At 67.7% G+C, this 21,590-nt stretch carries 18 protein-coding genes; 13 read left to right on the top strand and 5 right to left on the bottom strand.

From position 1 onward, the window contains the following. Positions 1–157 precede the first annotated feature (157 nt). The 4 genes from ACIGJC_RS25235 to ACIGJC_RS25220 all read left to right on the top strand — a co-directional run bounded on the left by ACIGJC_RS25235 (position 158) and on the right by ACIGJC_RS25220 (position 4,930). Positions 158–1,267, top strand: a complete 1,110-nt coding sequence (locus tag ACIGJC_RS25235) for a DUF1214 domain-containing protein (RefSeq protein ID WP_483712124.1) — start codon at positions 158–160, stop codon at positions 1,265–1,267. After that, complete coding sequence (locus ACIGJC_RS25230; RefSeq protein WP_483712123.1) at positions 1,264–2,457, top strand: sulfotransferase family protein; 1,194 nt, start codon at positions 1,264–1,266, stop codon at positions 2,455–2,457. The genes ACIGJC_RS25235 and ACIGJC_RS25230 overlap by 4 nt, the downstream gene beginning before the upstream one ends. A gap of 657 nt (positions 2,458–3,114) precedes the next feature. After that, the gene (locus tag ACIGJC_RS25225; protein ID WP_483712122.1) at positions 3,115–3,906 is read left to right on the top strand and encodes an SDR family oxidoreductase; all 792 of its coding nucleotides are present in this window, start codon (positions 3,115–3,117) and stop codon (positions 3,904–3,906) included. 31 nt (positions 3,907–3,937) lie between these two features. Further along, positions 3,938–4,930: an acetyltransferase gene (locus tag ACIGJC_RS25220; RefSeq protein WP_483712121.1), complete on the top strand. Its 993-nt coding sequence runs from the start codon at positions 3,938–3,940 to the stop codon at positions 4,928–4,930. Here ACIGJC_RS25220 and ACIGJC_RS25215 read toward each other — a convergent pair. The 3 genes from ACIGJC_RS25215 to ACIGJC_RS25205 are packed head-to-tail and all read right to left on the bottom strand — an operon-like array spanning position 4,905 to position 7,810. Beyond that, positions 4,905–6,005 (bottom strand): 3,4-dihydroxy-2-butanone-4-phosphate synthase, encoded by a 1,101-nt coding sequence (locus ACIGJC_RS25215; RefSeq protein ID WP_483712120.1) that lies wholly within the window; start codon positions 6,003–6,005, stop codon positions 4,905–4,907. The genes ACIGJC_RS25220 and ACIGJC_RS25215 overlap by 26 nt on opposite strands. After that, a complete protein-coding gene (locus ACIGJC_RS25210; protein ID WP_483712119.1) occupies positions 6,002–6,967 on the bottom strand; it encodes an alpha/beta hydrolase in 966 nt (321 codons plus the stop codon). Before ACIGJC_RS25210 ends, ACIGJC_RS25215 begins: the two co-directional genes overlap by 4 nt. 33 nt (positions 6,968–7,000) lie before the next feature. Further along, entirely contained in the window at positions 7,001–7,810 is an 810-nt protein-coding gene (locus tag ACIGJC_RS25205; RefSeq protein ID WP_483712118.1) for an SDR family NAD(P)-dependent oxidoreductase, read from the bottom strand. A gap of 401 nt (positions 7,811–8,211) precedes the next feature. Here ACIGJC_RS25205 and ACIGJC_RS25200 point away from each other — a divergent pair, with 401 nt between their 5' ends. Then, a complete protein-coding gene (locus tag ACIGJC_RS25200; RefSeq protein WP_483712117.1) occupies positions 8,212–9,399 on the top strand; it encodes a helix-turn-helix transcriptional regulator in 1,188 nt (395 codons plus the stop codon). Positions 9,400–10,159: 760 nt separating this feature from the next. On the opposite strand, the gene ACIGJC_RS25195 is transcribed toward ACIGJC_RS25200, so the two are convergent. Then, a complete protein-coding gene (locus ACIGJC_RS25195) occupies positions 10,160–10,504 on the bottom strand; it encodes a VOC family protein (protein WP_483712116.1) in 345 nt (114 codons plus the stop codon). Between the two features lie 208 nt (positions 10,505–10,712). On the opposite strand from ACIGJC_RS25195, the gene ACIGJC_RS25190 reads away from it, so the two are divergent. From ACIGJC_RS25190 to ACIGJC_RS25155, 8 genes are all read left to right on the top strand, one after another. Beyond that, a complete protein-coding gene (locus tag ACIGJC_RS25190; RefSeq protein ID WP_483712115.1) occupies positions 10,713–11,864 on the top strand; it encodes an LLM class flavin-dependent oxidoreductase in 1,152 nt (383 codons plus the stop codon). 249 nt (positions 11,865–12,113) lie between these two features. After that, positions 12,114–13,247: a flavin-dependent monooxygenase gene (locus tag ACIGJC_RS25185; protein ID WP_483714388.1), complete on the top strand. Its 1,134-nt coding sequence runs from the start codon at positions 12,114–12,116 to the stop codon at positions 13,245–13,247. A gap of 27 nt (positions 13,248–13,274) precedes the next feature. After that, complete coding sequence (locus tag ACIGJC_RS25180; protein ID WP_483712114.1) at positions 13,275–15,029, top strand: FAD-dependent oxidoreductase; 1,755 nt, start codon at positions 13,275–13,277, stop codon at positions 15,027–15,029. Then, entirely contained in the window at positions 15,026–15,550 is a 525-nt protein-coding gene (locus tag ACIGJC_RS25175; RefSeq protein ID WP_483712113.1) for a flavin reductase family protein, read from the top strand. Before ACIGJC_RS25180 ends, ACIGJC_RS25175 begins: the two co-directional genes overlap by 4 nt. Positions 15,551–15,654: 104 nt before the next feature. Next, on the top strand, positions 15,655–16,419 hold the full coding sequence (locus tag ACIGJC_RS25170; RefSeq protein ID WP_483712112.1) for an SDR family oxidoreductase: 765 nt from the start codon (positions 15,655–15,657) through the stop codon (positions 16,417–16,419). Positions 16,420–16,446: 27 nt separating this feature from the next. Beyond that, on the top strand, positions 16,447–17,502 hold the full coding sequence (locus tag ACIGJC_RS25165; protein ID WP_483712111.1) for a 2Fe-2S iron-sulfur cluster-binding protein: 1,056 nt from the start codon (positions 16,447–16,449) through the stop codon (positions 17,500–17,502). Between the two features lies 1 nt (position 17,503). Next, positions 17,504–19,135: a FadD3 family acyl-CoA ligase gene (locus ACIGJC_RS25160; protein ID WP_483712110.1), complete on the top strand. Its 1,632-nt coding sequence runs from the start codon at positions 17,504–17,506 to the stop codon at positions 19,133–19,135. 17 nt (positions 19,136–19,152) lie between these two features. After that, positions 19,153–19,599, top strand: a complete 447-nt coding sequence (locus tag ACIGJC_RS25155) for a nuclear transport factor 2 family protein (RefSeq protein ID WP_483712109.1) — start codon at positions 19,153–19,155, stop codon at positions 19,597–19,599. A gap of 916 nt (positions 19,600–20,515) precedes the next feature. On the opposite strand, the gene ACIGJC_RS25150 is transcribed toward ACIGJC_RS25155, so the two are convergent. Then, a complete protein-coding gene (locus tag ACIGJC_RS25150) occupies positions 20,516–21,382 on the bottom strand; it encodes an SDR family NAD(P)-dependent oxidoreductase (RefSeq protein ID WP_483712108.1) in 867 nt (288 codons plus the stop codon). Positions 21,383–21,590 lie beyond the last annotated feature (208 nt).

Below are 21,590 nucleotides of genomic sequence, written 5' to 3'. Positions count from 1 at the left end.
GTAGCGAGCCGGAGCCCCGCGCCACTTCGTCCGGGCGGACTAGGAAATGGCGGAGTGCGGCGCGCATTTCCTAGTCCGCCCGGACGAGGAGAAGCCTGGCCTGCACTGGGTATCGTTGCTTCGCTGATGAACGAAGACGAACCACGGGAGCACGCAGATGGCGACCTCCGCCGAAGAACAACTGCTGAGCGGCCAGACCTGGGCCGAGTTTTGCGAGGTGCTCAAGCGTAGCGGGCAGCAGATCCTGCGCGCGGAGGCACCCACTGACGCGCTCACGCGCGCCGAGGGCTTCCGCTACCTGAGCCGCTTGCTGCGCATTGCGCTGGAGATGCACGTCGAGTTCGCCGATCCGGCGTTTCCCGGTTTCTTCTCGCCATCGCATGAAACCGCCAAGATCGGCGCGGACAACCCGGACAACCTGTACCGTTATGCGCGCCTGGACGGCAGCGCCGCCTACCGCATCCGCGGCCGGCGCGGCACGGTCGCCTACCTGAGCTTCGGCACCCAGAAGGGCGGCTACGAGACCGACGGGCACATGGTCCAGACCGGCTTTATCGACAGCAGCAAGCTGGTGGTGGAAGCGGACGGCAGTTTCGAGATCATCCTCAGCGCGCAGCCGCAGGCGGGAAACTGGGTGCGCATGGAGCCGGCCACCAATGCGCTGGTGGTGCGCCAGACCTTCCTCGACCGCAAGGCGGAAACGCCGGCCGAACTGCGGATCGAGCGCATCGACGGCAACGGCAAGCCGCCCGTGCTCAGTGCGGAGCGCCTGCACGGCGGCCTGCTGCGCGCGGCGGGCTTTGTCGAGGGCACCGCCCGCATCTTCGCGGACTGGGCACAGGGCTACGGCGGCCATGTCAACGCCTTGCCGCCCGCGGACCAGGCGGTGTGCCAGGCGGCCGGCGGCGATCCCAACATCTACTACTACCACTCCAGCTGGCAGCTGGCCGACGACGAGGCACTGGTGGTCGAGGTCGACCGGGTGCCGGCGTGCGAGTTCTGGAACTTCCAGATCAACAACTACTGGATGGAGTCGCTCGACTACCGCTACCACGACATCTGCATCAACAAGCACGGTGCGCGGCTCGACGCCAACGGCGGCGTCACCGTGATCCTGAGCGCGCGCGATCCGGGCCTGCCCAACTGGCTGGAGACCGCGGGCCATGGCAACGGCACCATGTGCTGGCGCTGGGTCGGGGCGGCGCAGCCGGTGCATCCGCGCGCGCGCGTGGTCAAGCTTGAATCGCTCAGGGAGGAGAACGCATGAACACCATCGCATCCGACGACACTTTCGTGCTTGATGTAGAACGTCTGCTGGCACAGGCCAGCGAGCAGGCCGGTGGACTGACCGACTTTGGCCCCGGCAATTACCGCGAAGCGCTGGAGGTGCTGGCCGATTCGCTCGCACGCGAGGCCGGGCTGACGCCGCAAGGCGCGCAGATGCTGCAGGGCAAGCTGCAGGCGCAACTGGTGAACCGGCTGGTGATCCAGGACTATTGCCGGCGCTATCCGGAGATCCTGCAGGAGCGCGTGGACGATCCGCTCGTGATCGTCGGCCTGCCGCGCACCGGCACCACGCTGCTGCAGCGCATGCTGGCGACGGACGCGCGGTTCTGTTCCGCCGCCTGGTGGGAAACGCGCTACCCGGCGCCGCTGCCCGGCGAGGACGCGCGCGACGCCAGCCGGCGCATCGCGCTGGCGCAAGACGAGGTCGCGCAGATGATCCGCTTCATCCCGGACATTCTCGCCATCCATCCGCTGGACGCAATGGCGGCCGACGAGGAATTCATGCTGATGGAGCATTCCTTCCTGTGCGCGATGGATTCCTATGCCAACGTGCCGGCGTATACCGCCTGGCTCGCGCGCCAGGATCGCACCGAAGTCTATGCCTACCTGAAGACCATGCTGCAGTTCCTGCAATGGCAGAAGCGGCAGCGCGGCGAGGCGCCGGCGCAGCGCTGGGTGCTGAAGACACCGCAGCACCTGCACACGCTTGAAATCCTGTTCCGGGTATTCCCGGGCGCGCAGGTCGTGCTGACCCACCGCGATCCAACGCAGACGATTCCGTCGATGGCCAGCATGGCCCATACGCTGTGGAAGATGTATGCCGACGCGCCCGATGCGGTCGCCGTGGGGCAGCAGTGGAGCGAGCAGATGAGGCGAGGGACCGAGCACGCCATGGCCGTGCGTGACAGCCTGCCGGCCGAGCGCTTCCTCGATGTGCGATTTGAGGATACGGTGAGCGATCCCTTTGGCGTGGCGCGGGCGGTTTATCGCTTTGCGGGCATGCCGCTGACCGAAGCTGCGCGCGCGGGAATGTGGGCATGGATGGAAGGCAATCCGCGCAATCAGCGGGCGGCGCACAGCTATACACCGGAGCAGTTTGGGCTGAGCCACGCGCAGTTGGAGCGCGACTTCGCGGGCTATCGGGCGAGGCATGTCTTGAGGAGCAATTGAGGAGTCGAGGATTTTTTGTGCTTGGCGGGCGCTTGCTGTTCTTGGGTGGGATTTGGTTATCGCTCTTGGCAGGCGTGGCAAAAACGCGTTTTCGTGGTTGACGAACGGCTCGCTGGGGTGAAGACGGTACAGCGCATAGCCAGACTGCCTGCCGCGTAGATGATCAGGATAGATGCGTCGGATGAGGGAACCCGGATTACGTGGTGGCTCCTGCTAACCATGCCCTCGGTTGGACGCCTACGGCTGCGCTGCGCGCGGCTCGGCTGAAATCAATAAGGGCGAATAAGGACAATATGCGAAGCACAGCACCAGCGACATTGATGCCCCGCGCACACCGACCAGGATGCGCGCGCAGCGCAGCCGTAGGCGTCCCACCTCTGACCCTGTTGGAACGCTGTACCCGAGCCCTACATGGGGATCGTACAAAAGCCGCTTATCGCAGGCACTGGTTCTGAATCACTAGGCGCCTGAGACCAAGGCAGCTTGAACCACTGCTGCCGTGGAATGGACTGCCAGCGGCTAGCGACGCGTTTTTTGGTTACTTTTTGTCGCTCGGACAAAAAGAACTCGCCGGCTACGCCGGCGAAACGCTTGCCAAGCACGACAACCCTACCTCGCAGCACCCAAAAGACCCAAAACCTTGAAGGAGACAACCCCATGCTACTGAAAGACAAAATCGTCATCGTATCCGGCATCGGCCCCGGACTGGGCATCAAGCTCGCAGTGGAAGCCGCGCGCGAAGGTGCCCGCGCCGTGGCCATCGCCGCTCGCACCGCGGCGAGGCTGGACGAAGCCCAGGCCCGCATCGACGCACTGGGCGCCGACTGCGAAGTGCTCAAGGTCGTGACCGATATCACCGACCGCGTCCAGTCCCGCCACCTGGCCACCGAGACCATGCGCCGCTTCGGCCGCATCGACGCACTGGTCAACAGCGCCTACCAGCACGGCAATTTCCCCGAGCCGGTGGAAGCCGCCGACCTCGACGTCTGGCGCCAGGTGTTCGACACCAATGTGTTCGGCACCATGACGCTGACGCAGGAGGTGGCAGCGCTGATGAAGCCGCAGGGCGGCGGCGCCATCGTGATGATCAACACCCAGGCCACGCGCAAGCCGATGCCCGGCGAGTCGGGCTACGCAGCCTCCAAGGGCGCGCTGGCGGTGGCGGTCAAGTACCTGGCGCGCGAACTCGGTCCGCACGGCATCCGCGCCAACAGCGTCTTCATGGGCTGGATGTGGGGCGCGCCGGTGCAGGGCTACGTGCGCCATGCCGCGGCCGAGCAAGGCGTCAGCGAGGACGCTATCATCGCACCGGTGGCTTCACAGATCGCACTGGGCCGCATGCCGACAGACGACGACTGCGCGCGCGCAGCGCTGTTCCTGGTGTCGGACTACGCCCGGGCGATCACCGGAGCCTCGCTGGATGCCAACGGCGGCGATTTCATGCCCTGACCCGCGACCCCTGAGCCCCCGAGCCATAGCCATGACCCGCTACATTGCCTTCAACGGCGACGCCGACGGCCTGTGCGCCCTGCAGCAGCTGCGCCTGGCGAACCCGGGCGACGCGACCCTGGTCACCGGTGTCAAGCGCGATATCCGGCTGCTGGAGCGCATCGGCGCCGCGCCGGGCGACGCCGTGACCGCGCTGGATATCTCGCTCGACCAGAACCGCGACGGCCTGTTGCGGCTGCTCGCGGCCGGTGCAAGCGTGGAGTACTTCGACCACCACCATGCCGGCGAGCTGCCGGCGCATGCCGGCCTGCGCGCCCATATCGACGAGGGGCCGGAGGTCTGCACCTCCATCCTGGTCGACCGCTACCTCGGCGGGCGCCACCGGCGCTGGGCGATCACCGCCGCGTTCGGCGACAACCTGGCTCCCGTGGCCCGCGCGCTGGCGGCGCAGGCCGGGCTGGATGCGGACCAGACCGCCGTGCTGGAGCACCTGGGTACCTGCCTGAACTACAACGCCTATGGCGAGTGCCTGGCGGATCTGCATTTCGATCCCGCCGAGCTGGCGCGCCACATGCTGCCGTTCGAGGATCCGCTCGCATTCGCGGCGCAATGCGGGGCCTATGCGGCGTTGTGCCACGGCTACGAGGAGGACATGGCGCACGCGCGGCGGCTGTCTCCCGCGCACGAGGTGCCCGGTGCCGCGCTGCTGGTGCTGCCCGACGCGCCCTGGGCGCGGCGCGCGATCGGCGTGCTGGCCAATGAGCTGGTGCGCGGGCGCCCCGGCGACGCGATCGGCCTGCTGTCGCCGAAATCCGGCGGCGGCTTCGCCGTCAGCGTGCGGGTGCCGGCGCACAGCGCTACCGGCGCGGCCGATTTCTGCCGCGGCTTCGAGACCGGCGGCGGCCGGCGCCTGGCCGGTGGCATCAACCACCTGGCCGACGCCGAGGTGGACCGCTTCACCCGCAGTTTCGCCGATTGTTTCGGCGGGCTCGCCGTTGTCAGCCCGGCGGGACAAACTCCGTAACCTCCAGCTCGAATCCGGTGACGGCGCGGTACGGCACCGGATGGCTGAGCAGGCGCAGCTTCTGCACGCCCACATCGCGCAGGATCTGCGCCCCGACTCCCAGCGCGCGTTGCGCGAACGCCGGCGCGGGTGCGGCCGAGGGTGGCGCGGCCAGCCGGTCCAGCCGCTGCTGCGGCGACTCGCGTTCGTCCAGCAGCACCAGCACGCCGCAGCCCTCGGCGCCGATGCGCGCGAGCGAACGTTCCAGGTTCCAGGCAGGGTGGGCCGGCGTGCCGAAGCCGAGCACGTCCCGCTGCATTTCCACGGTCTGCACGCGCGTGAGCACGGGCTCGCACGGGTCGGGCTTGCCCAGTACCAGCGCGAGATGGAGCGCGTCGACCGGCGCGTCGTGGTAGGCATGCACGGTGAAGCGGCCGTAGGGCGTGTCGAGTTCGCGCGATTGCGTGCGGTGCAGCGCGCCCTCGGTCAGCAGGCGGTGGTGGACCAGTCCGCTGACCGACACCACCGGCAGGCCATGGCGCCGGGCGTAGGCAAGCAGGCCGGGGCCGCGCAGCAGTTCGCCGTCATCATCGAGCAGCATGGCATAGGCGCCGGCCGCGACGCGCCCGGCCAGCCTCGGCAGGTCGGAGCAGGCCTCGGCGAAGCCCGCGCGGCGCAGCACGCCGTCCGGCTGCGCCACTACCGGGAAGATGTGCCCCGGCTGGACCAGGTCCCGCGGCTGCGCATGCGCAGCCGCCGCAACGCGCAGCGTCAGGGCCCGGTCCGCGGCGGAAATGCCGGTGCTGACGCCAGTGGCCGCCTCGATCGACACCGTGTAGCGTTCGCGCTGGCGCTGGTTGGCCGCCATCGGCGGCAGTTGCAGCCGCTGGCGGCGCGCTTCGGTGATGGCCATGCACACCAGGCCGCGCGCCTCGGCGGCCATGAAGTTGACGTCGGCCTCGGTGGCGCGCTCGGCCGCGACCAGTACGCAGCCGGTGGCTTCCCCGGTTTCGTCCTCGATCACGAGCACGCGCTGGCCCGCGGCGAGTGCCGCGAGCACGTCGGCCATCGGGGGCAGTGCGCTGGGCGTGCTCATGCTGCCTCCTGCTGGCTGGCGCCGCTGTTGTCACCCCAGGCCTGTCGCAGCGCCGCCGCCGCCGCATCGAGCGCCTCGCTGGCGGCGTCGATCGCGCCCTGCATGCTCATGAAGCCATGGAACTGCCCGGGCCAGCGCCGCACCGTGGCGTTGCCGCCGGCGCGCTGCAAGGCCTCGCCATAGGCTTCGCCCTGGTCGCGCAGCGGATCGAATTCCGCGGTGATGATGGTGGCAGCCGGCAGGCCGTGCAGGTCGCGCTGGTGCAGCGGGCTGGCGCGCACGTCGGTGGCATCCGCGCGATGGGCCAGGTACTGGGCGCGGTACCAGTCCAGTTCCGCCGCGCTGAGGAAGTAGCCCTCGCTGCATGCGCGGTAGCCGGCGCTGCCGGTGGCGGCGTCGGTGCAGTCCAGGTAGGGGTAGAGCAACAGCTGGTGGCGCAACGCGATGGCGCTGCCGCGCAGCTGCTGGCATGCCACGGCCGCCAGGTTGCCGCCGGCGCTGTCGCCGGCCACGGCAATCCGGGCCGGGTCGGCGCCCAGTTGCGCCGCATGCGCTGCGGCCCAGCGCACGGCCGCGACGGCGTCTTCGGCGGCGGCCGGAAAGCGTGCCTCGGGTGCCAGGCGGTAGTCCACCGACAGCACCAGCGCACCGCCGCGGCGCGCCAGGGTGCGGCAGATATTGTCGTGCGAATCGAGCCCGCAAAGGACAAAGCCGCCGCCGTGAAAATAGACCAGCAGCGGCAGCCCCGCGCTGTCGTCGGGCCGGTAAAGGCGCGCCGGCAGCGGCCCGTCGGCGCCCTCGATGGTGAGGTCCTGCTGCGCGGCGATGGCGTCACCGGGGGCGAAGCCCGGCATGGCCGCCAGCGCGGCGCGGTAGTCGGCGGCGCGCAGCGTCGTGAAATCGGGGCGGGGCATGGCGGCCATGGCGTCAAGCATGGCGCGGGCCTGGGGGTCGAGCGGCATGGTGTCTCCTCGAATGTTGTGTGGATATCTGGTTCAGAGCGCGAACGCCGGCGGCGTGCCCGCGGCAATGCCTTGTGCGCGTGCCTGGGCCGCGTGTACTGCCTGCTCGTGCGGCAGGATCCAGAACTTGCCGGCGGCCACGCCATCGAGGATCACGCGCGCGGCCTCGTCCGGGGTCAGGCCGGCGGCAATGCCGCTGCGCAGTGCGCCGTTCATCTGGTTCACCTCCTGCGGTCCCGCGCCGTTCAGGTCCCCGGCAATGCCGGTGGCCACCGGGCCGGGGCAGACCACCGAGACCTGGATCGGCAGGCCCGCCGCCTGCAGTTCCATCGCCAGTCCTTCGCTCAGTGCCACCACGCCCTGCTTGGACAGCGTGTAGGGCGCGAGCCACGGGCCGACGGCCAGGCCGGCCATCGACGCCACGTTGACGATGTGTCCCGCGCCTTGCGCCGCCATGCGCGGCACGAAGCAGCGCAGCGCGTGCAGCACGCTCCACAGGTTGACGCGCAGCACGCGCTCGAACACCTCGGGCGCCAGCTCCCAGCAGCGGCCGGTGGCGAGCACGCCGGCGTTGTTGATGAGCAGGTCGATGCGGCCCAGGCGCAGGAAGCTCTCAGTGCACAAGTGCTCGATCTGCAGCGCGTCGGACACATCCGTGGGAATGGCGATCACGGTCGCCCCGTTGCCGGCAAGCGCCGCGCGCGTCGCTTCGAGCGCATCGGCGTCGATATCCGCCAGCGCCAGCGCATACCCCTGCGCCGCAAGGGCATGTGCCAGCGCGCGGCCGATGCCGCCGCCGGCTCCGGTGATCACTGCGGCCTGCAGCCGCGGGTTTGCCGCCATGGTGGTCGTTCTCCGTGAAAAGACGGCGGCGCGGATCGCCGCCCATGGCTGTCTTTTAGCGGCAGCCCGCCCGCGCGGCATCGTCTGTTTGGGTAGTGCGTGGCGGCTCTGTGGGCTGGCTGGGGGTTTGCCCCTGGCCGGGTAAGCCGGGGTCTGTCCTTAGTCTGTTTGGAGTATGTGCTCGCGCCGCCGTGGCGTGAGGATTTGCCTTGTCCCGCAGGACTAGTCCGGCCCGCATGCGATGCCGTTCTGGACTAGGGCAAACCATGAAGGCAAGGGGCAAGCCGCGACGCCTTGCCGTCCCTATGAATTCGCGGCAAAAAAAGGGCCAGAGAGCCCGCAGCGGGCCAGCCGCGCGGCATGTCCGACGCGCTGCGCGCGCCACAATGGAGACAGAGGAAATGCTGATGGAGGTTAGCCAGAACCAGGCGGCCGCACACCTGTTTGCGCAAACCACGGTGTCGCTGTCGGAATTCAGCGCCTTGCTGGGCGATATCTACCAGGGCCCGATGGAGCAGGTGCCGTGGGGCAAGGCGCTGGAGCACATCCGACGCCAGCTCGACGCCAACTATGCCACGCTGATCCTGCGTTCGCCGGCCACGGACCGGCCCGGTCTGATGGTCAATGTGTCCGAGCACGGGGGCTCGACGCTCGCGGGCGAGACCTCCTACAACAACTACTACTACGCGCTCGATCCGTTCATCGGCCTGCCGTCGGACCGCGTGGTGACGATCGACGAGCACCTTGGTCCGGGCGTCTGGTGCCAGAGCGAGATCTACCAGCAGTTCCTCAAGGACATCGGTATCCGCTACATCCTGGGTGCCGACCTGCGCACCGATGACGGGATCGAATGCCGCTTCCGCGTTTGCCGCAATATTGACAGCACGAACTTCTCTGCCGCGGACAAGGCGCTGTGCACCGCGCTGCTGCCGCACCTGAAGCGCGCGGTGGACCTGCACTCGCGCATAGACGTGGTGGAATCGGAGCGCACGGTCTATGCCAGCGCCATCGACCGCATGCTGGTCGGCATGGTGATCCTGGATGAGTCCGGCACCATCATCAAGACCAATGCGGCCGCGGACGAGATCCTTGGCGCCAGGGACGGCATCCGCGCTTCCAAGGGCGGGCTCGACGTGGAATACGGGCAGGAGAACCGCAAGTTCCAGCGGCTGCTGCGCCAGGCGACGATGGGCCACCTCGGCACCACGCCGGCGCTGATGGAAGCGATGTCGATCACGCGCCCGTCGGGCAACGCCAGGCTGGGCGTGCTGATCCGCACGATTCCGCTCAGCGAGTGGTCGGAGGACAACCGCAAGCGTCCGGCATGCGTGGTGTTCATCCGTGATCCGGAGCGGCGCTCGCAGGCGTCGCACGACGTGGTGCGGCAGCTGTTTGATTTCACGCCAGCGGAGACGCAGCTGGCGCTGCAGCTTGCCAATGGTCTTACGCTCGATGAAGCCGCTGATGAACTCGGTATCAGCAAGAACACGGCACGCGCGCACTTGCGTGCGATCTTTTCCAAGACTGGGGTGACTCGTCAGGCTACGTTGGTGAGGATGCTGTTGAGTAGTGTGATTTCGTTGGGGTGAAGGTTGGTTCTTGGGGGGATTTGGTTGGCGTGCTTGGCAGGCGCTGCTGTTTCGCCGGCGCGGCCGGCAGGGTTTTGATTGAGCGGAAGTTATCGCTCTTGGCAGGCGCTGCTGTTTCGCCGGCGCAGCCGGCGAGTCACTTTTGTCTCGCGACAAAAGTAACCAAAAACGCGTTTACGTGGTCGACGAACGGCTCGCTGGGGTGAAGACGGTACAGGGCATAGCCGGACTGCCTGCCGCGTAGATGATCAGGATAGACACGTCAGATGAGCGAACCCGGATTACTTGGTGGCTCCTCCTAACCAGGCCATCGGTCGGACGCCTACGGCTGCGCTGCGCGCGGCTCCGCTGAAAACAGTAAGGACAATATGGGGAAGTGGCGGAAGGGGAAGGGCCGGGAGAGACGGGAAGCACCGCACCAGCGACGTTGATGCCCCGCGCATACCGAACATGACACGCGCACAGCGCAGCCGTAGGCGTCCCACCACTGACGCTATTGGGACGCTGTACCCGAGTCTGGTCGGGGATCGTTGAAAAGCCGGGTAACGTCAGCCACTGTCCCTGACTCACCGCGCGTAGCCGCGTGGAACGGCTGACCACCGTGACAGGCGTCCAAAGCCGTTTGAACCACTGCCGCCGTGAAATTGATGCCAGCGGCCAGCGACGCGTTTTTCTGCCTACTCTTTTGTCGCTCGGACAAAGGAGTAGGTCGCCGGCTGCGCCGGCGAAACAGCGCCACCTGCCAGGCCCCACACACCAATCAACACTTCCCACTGAGCACCAGCGCAAAACCCTCCGGGGTCTCCAGCACCGCGCGTGTCTCATGCGGGCCCTGCGCCGCAGGCAGCGTCACAGTAGCACCGGCGCCCACCAGCCGCGCGATCGCGGCGCCGATCTCCTGTCCTTCCTCGATCCTGAACGCCAGCGCCGGCTGGTCCACCAGCCTCTCTTCGCCGGCCACGAGCGCCAGCGTCAACGCGCCCGCGTCGAGCGCGCAATAGCGGTCGCCATCGCGGAATTTCACGGGCAGGCCGAGTGCTTCCGTGAAGAACGGCAGCGCGGTGTCGATGTCCGCAACGGGGTAGAGCAAAAGTCTGGCTTGCATGGTCTCCTTGTCCCTTCGATGAACGGGCGGGTTGCCCGTGGCCAATGATAGGGATGCGCCATCGAGTGCTCATAATCCAATCAGACGATGTTGCAACGCCTTGCGCCGACCAAACTGCAAGCACACAGGCCGCTTCCGGCCCGAGGCGCGGCACCCGGCGGCGTCCCGGCGGCGGTCCTGGACCATCAATAGAAGGAAGGGGACTGCAATGCGTTTTTCGCTGATCTATGAAGCACAGACCGTCGATGCCTCGCGCGCCGGCGACCACAAGGTGTTCGATGAAATCATGGAACAAGTGGTGCTGGCCGAGGACATGGGCTTCGACGTGGTCTGGGCGGTCGAGCACACCGCGCTCACCAACTACGCGCACATGAGCGCACCGGAGACATTCCTGGCCTTCGTCGCCGGGCGCACGCAGCGCATCGGCATCGGCCATGGCGTGGTATGCCTGCCGCCCGCGATGAACCATCCGGTCAAGGTGGCCGAGCGCATCGCCACGCTCGACATCCTCTCCGGCGGCCGCGTGCACTTCGGCGTGGGCAAGGGCGGTACCCAGCAGGAGGCCGGCACCTTCGGCTACGACCTGAACACCCTGCACCCGATGATCGACGAGTCGATGTACCTGATCCCGAAGATCCTGACGCAGGACGAGATCGAGCACGACGGCGAGTTCATCAAGATCCCGCGCCGCCCGATCCATCCGAAGCCGCGCCAGGACCCGCATCCGCTGATGTACCTGGCCTGCACCAATGCCGAGACGCTGCAACGCGCCGGTGCGCGCGGCATGGGCGCCCTGGTGCTCGGCTTTGGCGGCCCGGAGGATGTCGCCAAGAAGAATGAAATCTACCGCAGCGCGTGGGAGAGCCGCAAGGCCGAGGACCAGGTCGGCTTCCGCCCGCATCAGCACCTGGCGGCACTGTGCCCGACCATCGTGCTCGACGATGGCCTGGCCGCGCGCAAGATCGGCATCAAGGGGCAGCGCTATTTCATGGAGTCGCTGTCGTACTGGTACGCCGGCGGCGAGCGCCCCGACCCGTCGAAGTGGGACGACGAGCACGTCACCGCCACCGACGCGCAGGGCAAGGCCGTCATCAACACCAAGTTCGCCTCCGAGAAGGTCTCGGTGGACTTCAGCGACCCGTCGATGATGATGCTGAACCCGAACCACGCCTACGGCACCGTGGAGGACTGCATCGGCTACGTGCAGCGCCTGATCGACGCCGGCGCCGACGAGATCCTGTTCATCTGCCAGATGGGCACGGTGCCGCAATGGGCGCAGCTCGAAACCATCCGCAATATCGGCGAGCACGTGATCCCGCACTTCCGCAAGCAGGGCCGCAAGCTGAGCGCGGTGGCCTGATCGCGAAGCGCTGGCTTCGCCAGGGCTTGGCTTGCGCCCCTCTCCCGCTTGCGGGAGAGGGGCCGGGGGGGAGGGCAGGCGCATGCACGAAGCGCTGCATGAATAGCTAGTCCCATCAGACGATGGCACCTCGCCCGCCCGATGCAAACATCAACGCCAGCCACAAAACAAAGCTAAAGGAGACCCGCGGTGCCTCAACACAACGACCCCAAGGACCTGGCCGCACGCCTGATCGCGCGCGCCGAACAGATGATTCCCGCGCTGGCCGGCCGCGCCGAACAGGCCGAAGCCGAGGGGCGCATCCCCGCCGAGACCATCGCCGAGATGCAGGCCGCGGGCTTCTTCAAGGTGCTGCAGCCGCGCCGCTACGGCGGCTACGAGCTCGATCCGCAGACCTTCTTCCGCATCCAGATGGCGCTGGCCAAGGGCTGCATGTCCACCGCCTGGGTCTACGGCGTGGTCGGCGTGCACAACTGGCAGCTCGCGCTGTTCGACGAACGCGCGCAGAAGGAGGTGTGGGGCAACGACCCCGCCACGTTGATCGCCTCGACCTATATGCCGGTTGGCAAGGTCACGCCAGTCGAAGGCGGCTACCGCTTCTCCGGCCACTGGAAGTTCTCCAGCGGCAGCGAACTGTGCGACTGGATCTTCCTGGGCGGCCTGGTGCCGCCGGCCGAGCCGGGCGGCGCCTATGACTACCGCACCTTCCTGCTGCCGCGCTCCGACTACAAGATCGTGCGCAACTGGGACGTGCTGGGGCTGCGCGCGACCGGCAGCCACGACATCGTGGTCGATGACGTGTTCGTGCCGGACTACCGCACCCATCGTGCCGTCGATGGCGCCATGGGCACCAGCCCGGGCCTGGCGATCAACGACGTGCCGCTGTACCGCCTGCCGTTCGCGCAGATTTTCGTGCGCGCGGTGTGCACCGCCTGCATCGGCGCGCTGGAAGGCACGCTTGACGATTTCATCGGCTATGCGGACGGCCGCGTCAGCAGCAACGGCGGCAGCAAGACCGCGGAGGACGGTGGCGCGCAAATGGCCTGCGCCAACGCACAGGTGGCCATCGACGAGATGCGCACTGTCCTGGAACGCAACTTCAACGAACTGCTTGCCGTCGCGCGTGACGGCGGACAGGTGCAGACGCCGCGCCGCCTGCATTTCCGCTACCAGTCGTCGCAGGTGGCCGAACGCTGCGCGCAGCTCGCCAACGGCCTGCTGCGCTATGCCGGCGGCAACGGTATCTACCGCTCGAACCCGATGGTGCGCCGCTTCCTGGACCTGCACGCCGCGCGCGCCCACTACGCCAACAACCTGGACCGCTTCGGCCAGAACCTGGGCGGCGTGATGATGGGCCGCGCCAACACCGACTTCTTCATCTGAAGCCGGCCGACGGCAAGGGAGCACATCATGACTCAGAGCACAGCGCGCATGCAGCCGAAGGAGTTTGACGTGGTAGTGGTCGGCTCGGGTGCGGGCGGCATGCTGGCCGCCTGCCGGGCCGCCGACCGCGGGCTGTCGGTAGTGGTACTGGAAAAGAGCAGCCAGTACGGCGGCACCTCGGCGGTGTCGGGCGGCGGCATCTGGATTCCGCTCAACCACCATATCGCGCCGGCCGGTGGCCAGGACGACTATGCCAAGGCGCTGGAGTACGTGCTCGCGTGCACCGGCGAGCATGGCGACGCCCAGCGCATCCGCGCCTATCTCGAGCACGCGCCGCGCATGCTGCAATACCTGGAGCAGCAGGCCGGCGTGCGCTATTACACGCTGCCGCGCTACGCGGACTACTTCCAGAAGGAACCGGGCGCGATGCCGGGCTACCGCGCACTGGATCCGATGCCGTTCGACGGCGCGCGGCTGCGCGAGGAATTCGACCGTTTGCGCCCGCCGTCGCCTGGCACGCTGGTCGGCGGCCGCGTAGCCGTGACCTCGCGCGAGGCGCACGCGCTGCTGTGCCGCTCGCCCGGCTGGTTCGGCCTGGCGGTGCGCCAGTTCGCCCGCTACTGGCTCGATTTCGGCTGGCGCCGCAAGACCCGGCGCGACCGCCGGCTCACGCTCGGCAACAGCCTGACCGGCGGGCTGCGGCGGGCCATGATGGATCGCGCGATCCCGCTGTGGCTCGATACCGCGCTGCAGGACCTGATCGTGGAAAACGGCATGGTGCGCGGCGTGCGCGCGCTGCAGGACGGGCGCGTGGTGGAGATCCGCGCGTCACGTGGCGTGATCCTCGCCGCCGGCGGCTTCGAGCGTAACCAGGCCATGCGCGAGCAATACCTGCCGCAGCCGACCCGGACCGACTGGAGCGCCACGCCGCCGAACAATACCGGCGACGCCATCCGAGCGGGACAGGCTGCCGGTGCCGGCGTGGCGCTGATGTCCCATGTCTGGGGCGCGCCTACGGTCCATGTGCAGGGCGAGGAGAAGCAGCGCGCGCTCTTCATCGAGCGCGCCATGCCCGGTTGCCTGGTGGTGAACGGAAACGGCCGGCGCTTCGTCAACGAGGCCGCGCCGTACTCCGAATTCGTGCCCGCCATGTACCGCGATCATGAAAAGACCGGCTGCAGCGTGCCGGCCTGGATGGTGTTCGACGCCACGTTCCGGCACAAGTACCCGTGCGGCCCGATCCTGCCGGGCTCGGTCATGCCGGACCGCAGCATTCCGGCCAATATGTCCGGCATCCTGGTGCGCGCCGATTCGCTGGCCGAACTGGCACGGCAGATCGGCGTCGATGCCGACGGGCTTGCGGACAGCGTTGCGCGCATGAACCGCTACGCCGCCACGGGCGTCGACGAGGAATTCGGCAAGGGCGACAACGTATTCGACACCTACTACAGCGACCCGGCGGTGCAACCGAACCCGTGCCTGGCGCCGATCGGCAAGGCGCCGTTCTATGCCGTGCGGCTCGATGCCGGCGATATCGGCACCAAAGGCGGGCTGGTGACCGATGCCAGCGCGCGCGTGCTGCGCGAGGACGGCAGCGCTATCACGGGTCTGTTCGCCATCGGCAATACCAGTGCCTCGATGATGGGCACCAGCTATCCCGGCGCGGGCGCCACCCTGGGCCCCGCCATGACCTTCGGCTTTATCGCTGCCGACCTGCTCTCGCAGCGGGCCCCGCAGCCGGCCGCCGAGCACCACGCTCAAACCGTACAGGAGGCCTCATGAGCGCCAATCCCGAAACCAGCGCCGCGCTGCGCGACGACATGCTGATGGCGATGCGCCGCATGGCGCGCTCGGTGGCGGTCATCAGCTGCCGCGAGGGCGAGCGCCGCTATTCGATGTCCGTGACCGCGGTCGATTCGCTGTCGGCGGATCCGCCTTCGCTGCTGATCTGCATCAACCGCAACTCGTCGATCTATCCGCCGCTCGATGCCGGCGCGGATTTCTGCATCAACCTGCTCGCGGCCGACCATCGCGACATCGCGGTGGACTGCAGCGGCCGCCTCAAGGGCGAGGAGCGCTTCACCAGCGGCGAGTGGGAAGACGACGTGCTCGGCGTGCCGTGCCTGCGCAACGCCCAGGCCAACCTGGTGTGCAGCCAGGACGGCCGCTTTGACTACGGCACGCACGCGGTCTTTATCGGGCGGTTGCGCGAGGTGCGGCTGGCGGGCGAGGTGTCGCCGCTGGTCTACGTCGACGGCGCCTACACCACGTCCGCGCCGCTGAGCGCGCTGTGCCCGGCCTGAACCGGCAGCGCAGGACCATGAGTGCCGGTTCCGCCATGCCGGCCGCCACCTGACACAACAGCCTGCCGCCGGGCGGCAGGCACACACCAACGAGGAGATTTCCCATGAGCCGACGTACTGAAGGCAAGATCGCAATCGTCACCGGCGCCGCCAGCGGCGTCGGCAAGGAAGACGCACTGCTGCTGGCGCGCGAAGGCGCGCGCGTGGTGCTGACCGACCTCAACGAGGAAGCCGGCCACGCGCTGGCCCGCGAGATCGGCGAGACCGCGCTGTTCGTGCCGCACGACATTGCCAGCGAAGCCGGCTGGCAGCAGGTGATGGCGCGCACCGAGCAGCGCTTCGGCGCACCGAACGTGCTGGTCAACAATGCCGCCATCCTGATGCTCGGCACGGTCGAGGACACCACGCTGGAGCAATGGCAGCGCGTGATGCGCATCAACGCCGACGGCTACTTTCTTGGCTGCAAGTACGGCGTCGCCGCGATGAAGGCGGCCGGCGGCAGCATCGTCAATATGTCGTCGGTGGCGGCGCTGGGCGGCATGGGCGCGTTCTGCGCCTACAGCGCCAGCAAGGGCGCGGTGGCCGCGCTGACGCGCGCGGTGGCGGGCCACTGCAAGCAGAGCGGCTACAAGGTGCGCTGCAACTCGATCCATCCGGACGGCATCCTCACGCCGATGACCGCGGCCTTCCTGCCCGGCGGCGCAGCGGCCCTGTCGGAGGATATCGGTGGCGCCGAGCCGATGCAGCGCATGTGCCATCCGCGCGACGTGGCCAACCTGGTGCTGTTCCTGGCCTCGGACGAATCGCGCTTCATCAACGGTGCGGAACTGCGCATCGATAACGCGCAGACCATCATGGGCGTGGCCTGACCCCGCCCCGAGCCGAACAAGGACATCATGGCGCCAGTACCATTCCACCGGCTGCAGATCGCCGAAGTCGTCACGGAAACGGACCAGGCGCATTCGCTGGTATTCGCGTTGCCTGACGGCCTGCGCGATACCTTTGCCTACCGTCCCGGGCAGTTCCTGACGCTGCGCGTGCCGGTCGACGGCAAGCCGCTGCAGCGCTGCTATTCGCTGTCGAGCACGCCGGAGGTGGACCACGCCCTGCGCGTGACGATCAAGCGCGTGCAGGGCGGGCGCGTGTCCAACTGGATCTGCGATCATCTTGGCGCGGGCGACACGGTCGAGGTGATGGCGCCGGCCGGCGTCTTCACGCCGCCCACGCTGCACGGCGATTTCCTGTTGCTGGCCGGCGGCAGCGGCATCACGCCGGTGCTGTCGATCGCCAAGGCGGCGCTGCGCCACGGGCGCGGCGCGGTGACGCTGGTCTATGCCAACCGCGACGAGCGCTCCATCATCTTCGCGGACACCCTCGCGGCGCTGGCACGCAGCCACCCGGGCCGGCTGCGCGTGATCCACTGGCTGGACAGCGTGCAGGGGCCGCCGACGCAGCGCCAGCTCGAAGAACTGGTGCGGCCATGGAGCCTGGCCGAGTGCTTTGTGTGCGGTCCCGGTCCGTTCATGGACGCGGCCCAGGCAGCGCTGCAGGAACTTGGCGTGCCGCGCGGCAAGCTCCACGTGGAGCGCTTCCTGTCGCTGCCCGATGCACCGGTGGCAACACCGGCCGCGCAACCGGCCGTGACGGATACGGCCAACCCTGCGCCCGCGATGCGCGGCGCCGCGCTCACCGTGCTGCTCGACGGCGATACGCACCAGGTCAACGTGGCGCCGGACGAAACCGTGCTCGACGCGCTGCAGCGCGCCGGCGTGGCCGCGCCCAATTCCTGCCGCGCCGGCCTGTGCGGCGCCTGCATGTGCCAGGTGACGCAGGGCGACGTGACGCTCGGCGAAAACCATGTGCTCGACCGTGCCGACCTGGAGGCGGGCTGGACCCTGGCCTGCCAGGCGCGCGCGGCGAGCGACGAGATCCACCTGAAGTTCCCGGACTGACATGACTGCCTCCGACACCATTGATGCCATTGCGGACCCGGCCGGCCTCGACGCCGCCGGGCAAGAGGACCTTGCCGCGACCATTCCCGAACTGGTGCGGCGCGCGGCGCAGCGCCACGGCGAACGCACCGCCATCCAGGAAGACGGGCTGCGCATGAGCTACGCCGGGCTGGATGCGTGCCGGATACAGGCGGGGCGGGCGCTGATGGCGCTCGGCGTGCAGCCGGGCGACCGGGTCGCGGTGTGGGCGCCGAATTTCTCGGAATGGATCATCGCGGCGCTGGCCACGCACAGCGTGGGCGCGGCGCTGGTGCCGCTCAATACGCGCATGAAAGGCATGGAGGCGGCGGCCGTGCTAGAGGACAGCGGCGCGCGCCTGCTGTTCTGCGTCGACGATTTCCTCGGCGAGCGTTATCCGCAGATGCTGGCGCCGCACCGGCCGGCCACGCTGGAGCGCCTGGTGATCCTGCGGCCGGGGCGGGACACGGCGCTGGGCGACGGCGAGCTGGCGTGGGATGACTTCCTCCAGCTGGCGCAGCAGGTGGACACGGCCGCATTCGCGCAGCGCGAGGCCGGCGTGCGCGGCGACACGCTCATGGACATCATGTTCACCTCCGGCACCACCGGGAGGCCCAAGGGCGTGATGACCGCGCACGCCCAGAACCTGCGCGCCATCGATGGCTGGGCCGCGATCACGGGTGTGCGCGCCGGTGACCGCTACCTGATCGTCAACCCGTTCTTCCATACCTTCGGCTACAAGGCCGGCTGGCTCGCGGCGCTGTCGCGCGGGGCCACCGTGCTGCCGCACCTGGTCTTCGACGCCGAGGCCGTGATGACGCGCGTGGAGAACGAACGCATCACGGTGCTGCCGGGGCCGCCGACGCTGTACCAGACGCTGCTGAATGCGCCGCGCCTGCGCGAGTTCGACTTGTCGTCGTTGCGCGTTGCCGTGACCGGCGCCTCGGCGATCGCGCCGGTGCTGATTCAGCGCATGCGTGACGAACTCGGTTTCGACACGGTCATCACCGGTTACGGCCTGACCGAGTCGTGCGGCTTTGCCACGCTGACCCGTGCGGGCGACGATGCCGAGACGGTTGCCGGTACGTCGGGGCGCGCCATGCCGGGGGTCGAACTGCGTTGCGTCGATGCGCAGGGCCAACCGGTCGCTACGGGTGAGGCGGGCGAGGTGCTGGTGCGTGGCTACAACGTGATGCAAGGCTACTTCGGTCTGCCCGAAGCCACCGTGGAAGCTATCGATGCCGATGGCTGGCTGCATACGGGCGACGTCGGCTCGCTCGATGCGCGTGGCTACCTGCGCATCACGGATCGCATCAAGGACATGTTCATCGTGGGTGGCTTCAACTGCTACCCGGCGGAAGTGGAAAAGCTGCTGGTGGCCCATCCGGCGGTGGCCCAGGTCGCGGTCGTCGGCATGCCGCATGATCGGCTGGGCGAAGTCGGACGTGCGTATGTGGTGCTGCGCCACGGCGCGCGGCTGGATGCCGAGACCCTGATCGTCTGGGCGCGCCGGCACATGGCCAACTACAAGGTGCCGCGCGAGGTGCAGTTCGTGACATCGCTGCCGGTGAGCGCGGCTGGCAAAGTCTTGAAGTATCAGTTGCGGGAAGCCTGATGAGCGAGGGATTGGATATGAACGAAATTGCCAGTATTGCTGACCGCCTTGCGCGGCTGGAAGCCGCGGATGCGATCCGGGCGCTCAAGCTGCGCTACCTGCGCGCGTGCGATGACAAGGACACCGAAGCCATGCGGGGCTGCTTCGTGCCGGACAACGCGCATATCCACTATGACCGGATCGGGAGCTTTGCCGGGCGGGATGCGCTGGTGCAGTGCTTTGCGGAGCTGGCGTGCCGGCCTACTCTGAGGGAAATGCATTTTGCGGGGCAGGCGGATATACGGGTAATGGATGCGGATACGGCGCAGGGGAGCTGGGATCTGGCGTACCTTGCGCTGGATGATGCCAATGGCTCGCGTACGTTCCTGACCGGACGCTATGCGGATGAGTATGTGCGGGTCGACGGGGTGTGGCTGATCCGGTCGACGGTGTTTGCGACGGGGTTGTTGTCGCAAGGGGAGTGATTTCGGGGGATGTGATTGGTTTGCTGGCGTCGCTGGCAGGGAGTTTGTGGTGATTGGGTTATCGTGCTTGGCAGGCGCCGCTGTTTCGCCGGCGTAGCCGGCGAGTCACTTTTTGTCCGAGCGACAAAAAGTAACCAAAAAACGCGTCGCTTGTCCTAGCGGACGAATATTGATCGTAGTGTGCGAAGAATTTCGTACGGGTATGAGCTTCAGAGTCTGCCCGGCTGCCTGCCGCGTGGAGCGCGTCCGTATGCAGGCTCTCCGGCAATGATTGAACGAGCCCCGAAACTGTCCGTGGCCCGACACTGCCCGGGTTATCGCATCATCGCCTTCGGCTGCTGCGCGGCTCACTAGTTGGCAGGCGGACGACATCAACGGCGCCGAGGCTGGTGCTTCCGTTTCTTCCCTTCTCTTCCCTTGGCTTTCACTGAGTGCGCGCAGCGCAGCCGTAGGCGTCCTACCGATGGCGCGGTTAGCAGGAGCCACCAAGTAATCCGGGTTCGCTCATCTGACGTGTCTATCCTGATCATCTACGCGGCAGGCAGTGTGGCTATGCCCTGTACCGTCTTTACCACCACGGGCCGTTCGTCGACCACGAAAACGCGTTTTTGGTTACTTTTGTCGCGAGACAAAAGTGACTCGCCGGCTACGCCGGCGAAACAGCCTCGCCTGCCAAGAGCGATAACTCCCACTCAATCAAAACCCTGCCGGCCACGCCGGCGAACCAGCAGCGCCCGCCAAGAGCAAAAACTCCCACTCAATCAAAACCCTGCCGGCCACGCCGGCGAACCAGCAGCGCCCGCCAAGAGCAAAAACTCCCACTCAATCAAAACCCTGCCGGCCACGCCAGCGAACCAGCAGCGCCTGCCAGGAGCAAAAAACTCAGCCCACTCCGGCAAGCCCCTCCAATCCCCCTCTACTCCACAATCGCCGGATGCACCCCCGGCGGCCCCCCCAATGCCTGCCGGTACGAAGGCGGCTGCACCCCCTCCGCATCAACAATCCCATACCCCATCGCCGCTTCCGCCACGATCAGCACCTGGCCCGACTTTTCCATCAGGCCAGGATCGCGATACAGCGCGTCAATGACCTTCCCGGTGAACTCCGGAGTCTCCGCCACCGGCGCAAACGACGCGTACTTGTCCGGATGCTGCTCCCACACCCGCAGCGTGCGCGCGGTGCGCAGCGGCCCCATCCACAACGAAACCGCCGCAACCCCATGTGGACGCAGGTCAACCGCCATGTCATGCGCGAATTTGTCTATCCCCGCCTTCTGCGCACCATAAGCCGGCCCGTGCATATAGCAATTGGCACCGAAGGAAGACGTAAAGACAATCAACCCCCGCCCGCGCGCTGCCATCATCGGCGCTGCATGCCAGCTCGCCACGTAGCCTGAACGCAAGCCTACGTCCAGAATCCCGGTCATCTCCAGCGGCTTCTGCCAGAACGGCCCCGGCATGATGAGTTCGTCATGCAGAAAGGTGGCGTTGTTGACGAGGATGTCGATCTGCCCCGCCTCCTCGCGCACGCGCGCAAACAGCTGTGCCACCTGCGCATCGTTCCGATGGTCGCACGCGACCGCGATGCCGCGGCCGCCCAGCGCATCGATCTCGCGTGCCGTGGCGTGGATGGTGCCGGGCAGCGACGCGCTGCCTTCCTGCTCGGTGCGCCCGGTCACGTACACCGTGGCGCCGGCCGCGCCAAGCGCCAGCGCGATGCCCTTGCCGGCCCCGCGCGATCCGCCCGTGACGACCGCGACGATGGCCTGTTCCGCCTGCTTCATGTCTGTCTCCTGTATCAGTGATGAGCGGGCGACATTCGGACTGCCCGCGCTCGCTAAAGCTTGGGGCGGCCGTCGCCCGGGTACATCCTTCGTTCGGACTAAGCGGTACCACGGGCGGCTACTCCACGCGGACGATGGCCGCCGGCGCGGCAAGGCTGACGATGTCTGCCATCCCAACGGCCGGCCAGGCGCTCAGCAATGGCGCCGC

This window comes from Cupriavidus sp. C3SS-1 (assembly GCF_057073755.1).
Note: the sequence above shows the minus strand (reverse complement) of the source record. Positions and strands in the feature narration are given on the sequence as shown.

Excerpts from the sequence above, each read along its gene's own strand:
- ACIGJC_RS25175 (WP_483712113.1), top strand. The coding sequence starts at position 15,026 with ATGAGCGCCAATCCCGAAACCAGCGCCGCGCTGCGCGACGACATGCTG.
- ACIGJC_RS25220 (WP_483712121.1), top strand. The coding sequence starts at position 3,938 with ATGACCCGCTACATTGCCTTCAACGGCGACGCCGACGGCCTGTGCGCC.
- ACIGJC_RS25160 (WP_483712110.1), top strand. The coding sequence starts at position 17,504 with ATGACTGCCTCCGACACCATTGATGCCATTGCGGACCCGGCCGGCCTC.
- ACIGJC_RS25155 (WP_483712109.1), top strand. The coding sequence starts at position 19,153 with ATGAACGAAATTGCCAGTATTGCTGACCGCCTTGCGCGGCTGGAAGCC.
- ACIGJC_RS25185 (WP_483714388.1), top strand. The coding sequence starts at position 12,114 with ATGATTCCCGCGCTGGCCGGCCGCGCCGAACAGGCCGAAGCCGAGGGG.
- ACIGJC_RS25180 (WP_483712114.1), top strand. The coding sequence starts at position 13,275 with ATGACTCAGAGCACAGCGCGCATGCAGCCGAAGGAGTTTGACGTGGTA.
- ACIGJC_RS25165 (WP_483712111.1), top strand. The coding sequence starts at position 16,447 with ATGGCGCCAGTACCATTCCACCGGCTGCAGATCGCCGAAGTCGTCACG.
- ACIGJC_RS25170 (WP_483712112.1), top strand. The coding sequence starts at position 15,655 with ATGAGCCGACGTACTGAAGGCAAGATCGCAATCGTCACCGGCGCCGCC.
- ACIGJC_RS25150 (WP_483712108.1), bottom strand. The coding sequence starts at position 21,382 with ATGAAGCAGGCGGAACAGGCCATCGTCGCGGTCGTCACGGGCGGATCG.
- ACIGJC_RS25205 (WP_483712118.1), bottom strand. The coding sequence starts at position 7,810 with ATGGCGGCAAACCCGCGGCTGCAGGCCGCAGTGATCACCGGAGCCGGC.
- ACIGJC_RS25195 (WP_483712116.1), bottom strand. The coding sequence starts at position 10,504 with ATGCAAGCCAGACTTTTGCTCTACCCCGTTGCGGACATCGACACCGCG.
- ACIGJC_RS25235 (WP_483712124.1), top strand. The coding sequence starts at position 158 with ATGGCGACCTCCGCCGAAGAACAACTGCTGAGCGGCCAGACCTGGGCC.
- ACIGJC_RS25200 (WP_483712117.1), top strand. The coding sequence starts at position 8,212 with ATGCTGATGGAGGTTAGCCAGAACCAGGCGGCCGCACACCTGTTTGCG.
- ACIGJC_RS25210 (WP_483712119.1), bottom strand. The coding sequence starts at position 6,967 with ATGCCGCTCGACCCCCAGGCCCGCGCCATGCTTGACGCCATGGCCGCC.
- ACIGJC_RS25230 (WP_483712123.1), top strand. The coding sequence starts at position 1,264 with ATGAACACCATCGCATCCGACGACACTTTCGTGCTTGATGTAGAACGT.
- ACIGJC_RS25225 (WP_483712122.1), top strand. The coding sequence starts at position 3,115 with ATGCTACTGAAAGACAAAATCGTCATCGTATCCGGCATCGGCCCCGGA.
- ACIGJC_RS25190 (WP_483712115.1), top strand. The coding sequence starts at position 10,713 with ATGCGTTTTTCGCTGATCTATGAAGCACAGACCGTCGATGCCTCGCGC.
- ACIGJC_RS25215 (WP_483712120.1), bottom strand. The coding sequence starts at position 6,005 with ATGAGCACGCCCAGCGCACTGCCCCCGATGGCCGACGTGCTCGCGGCA.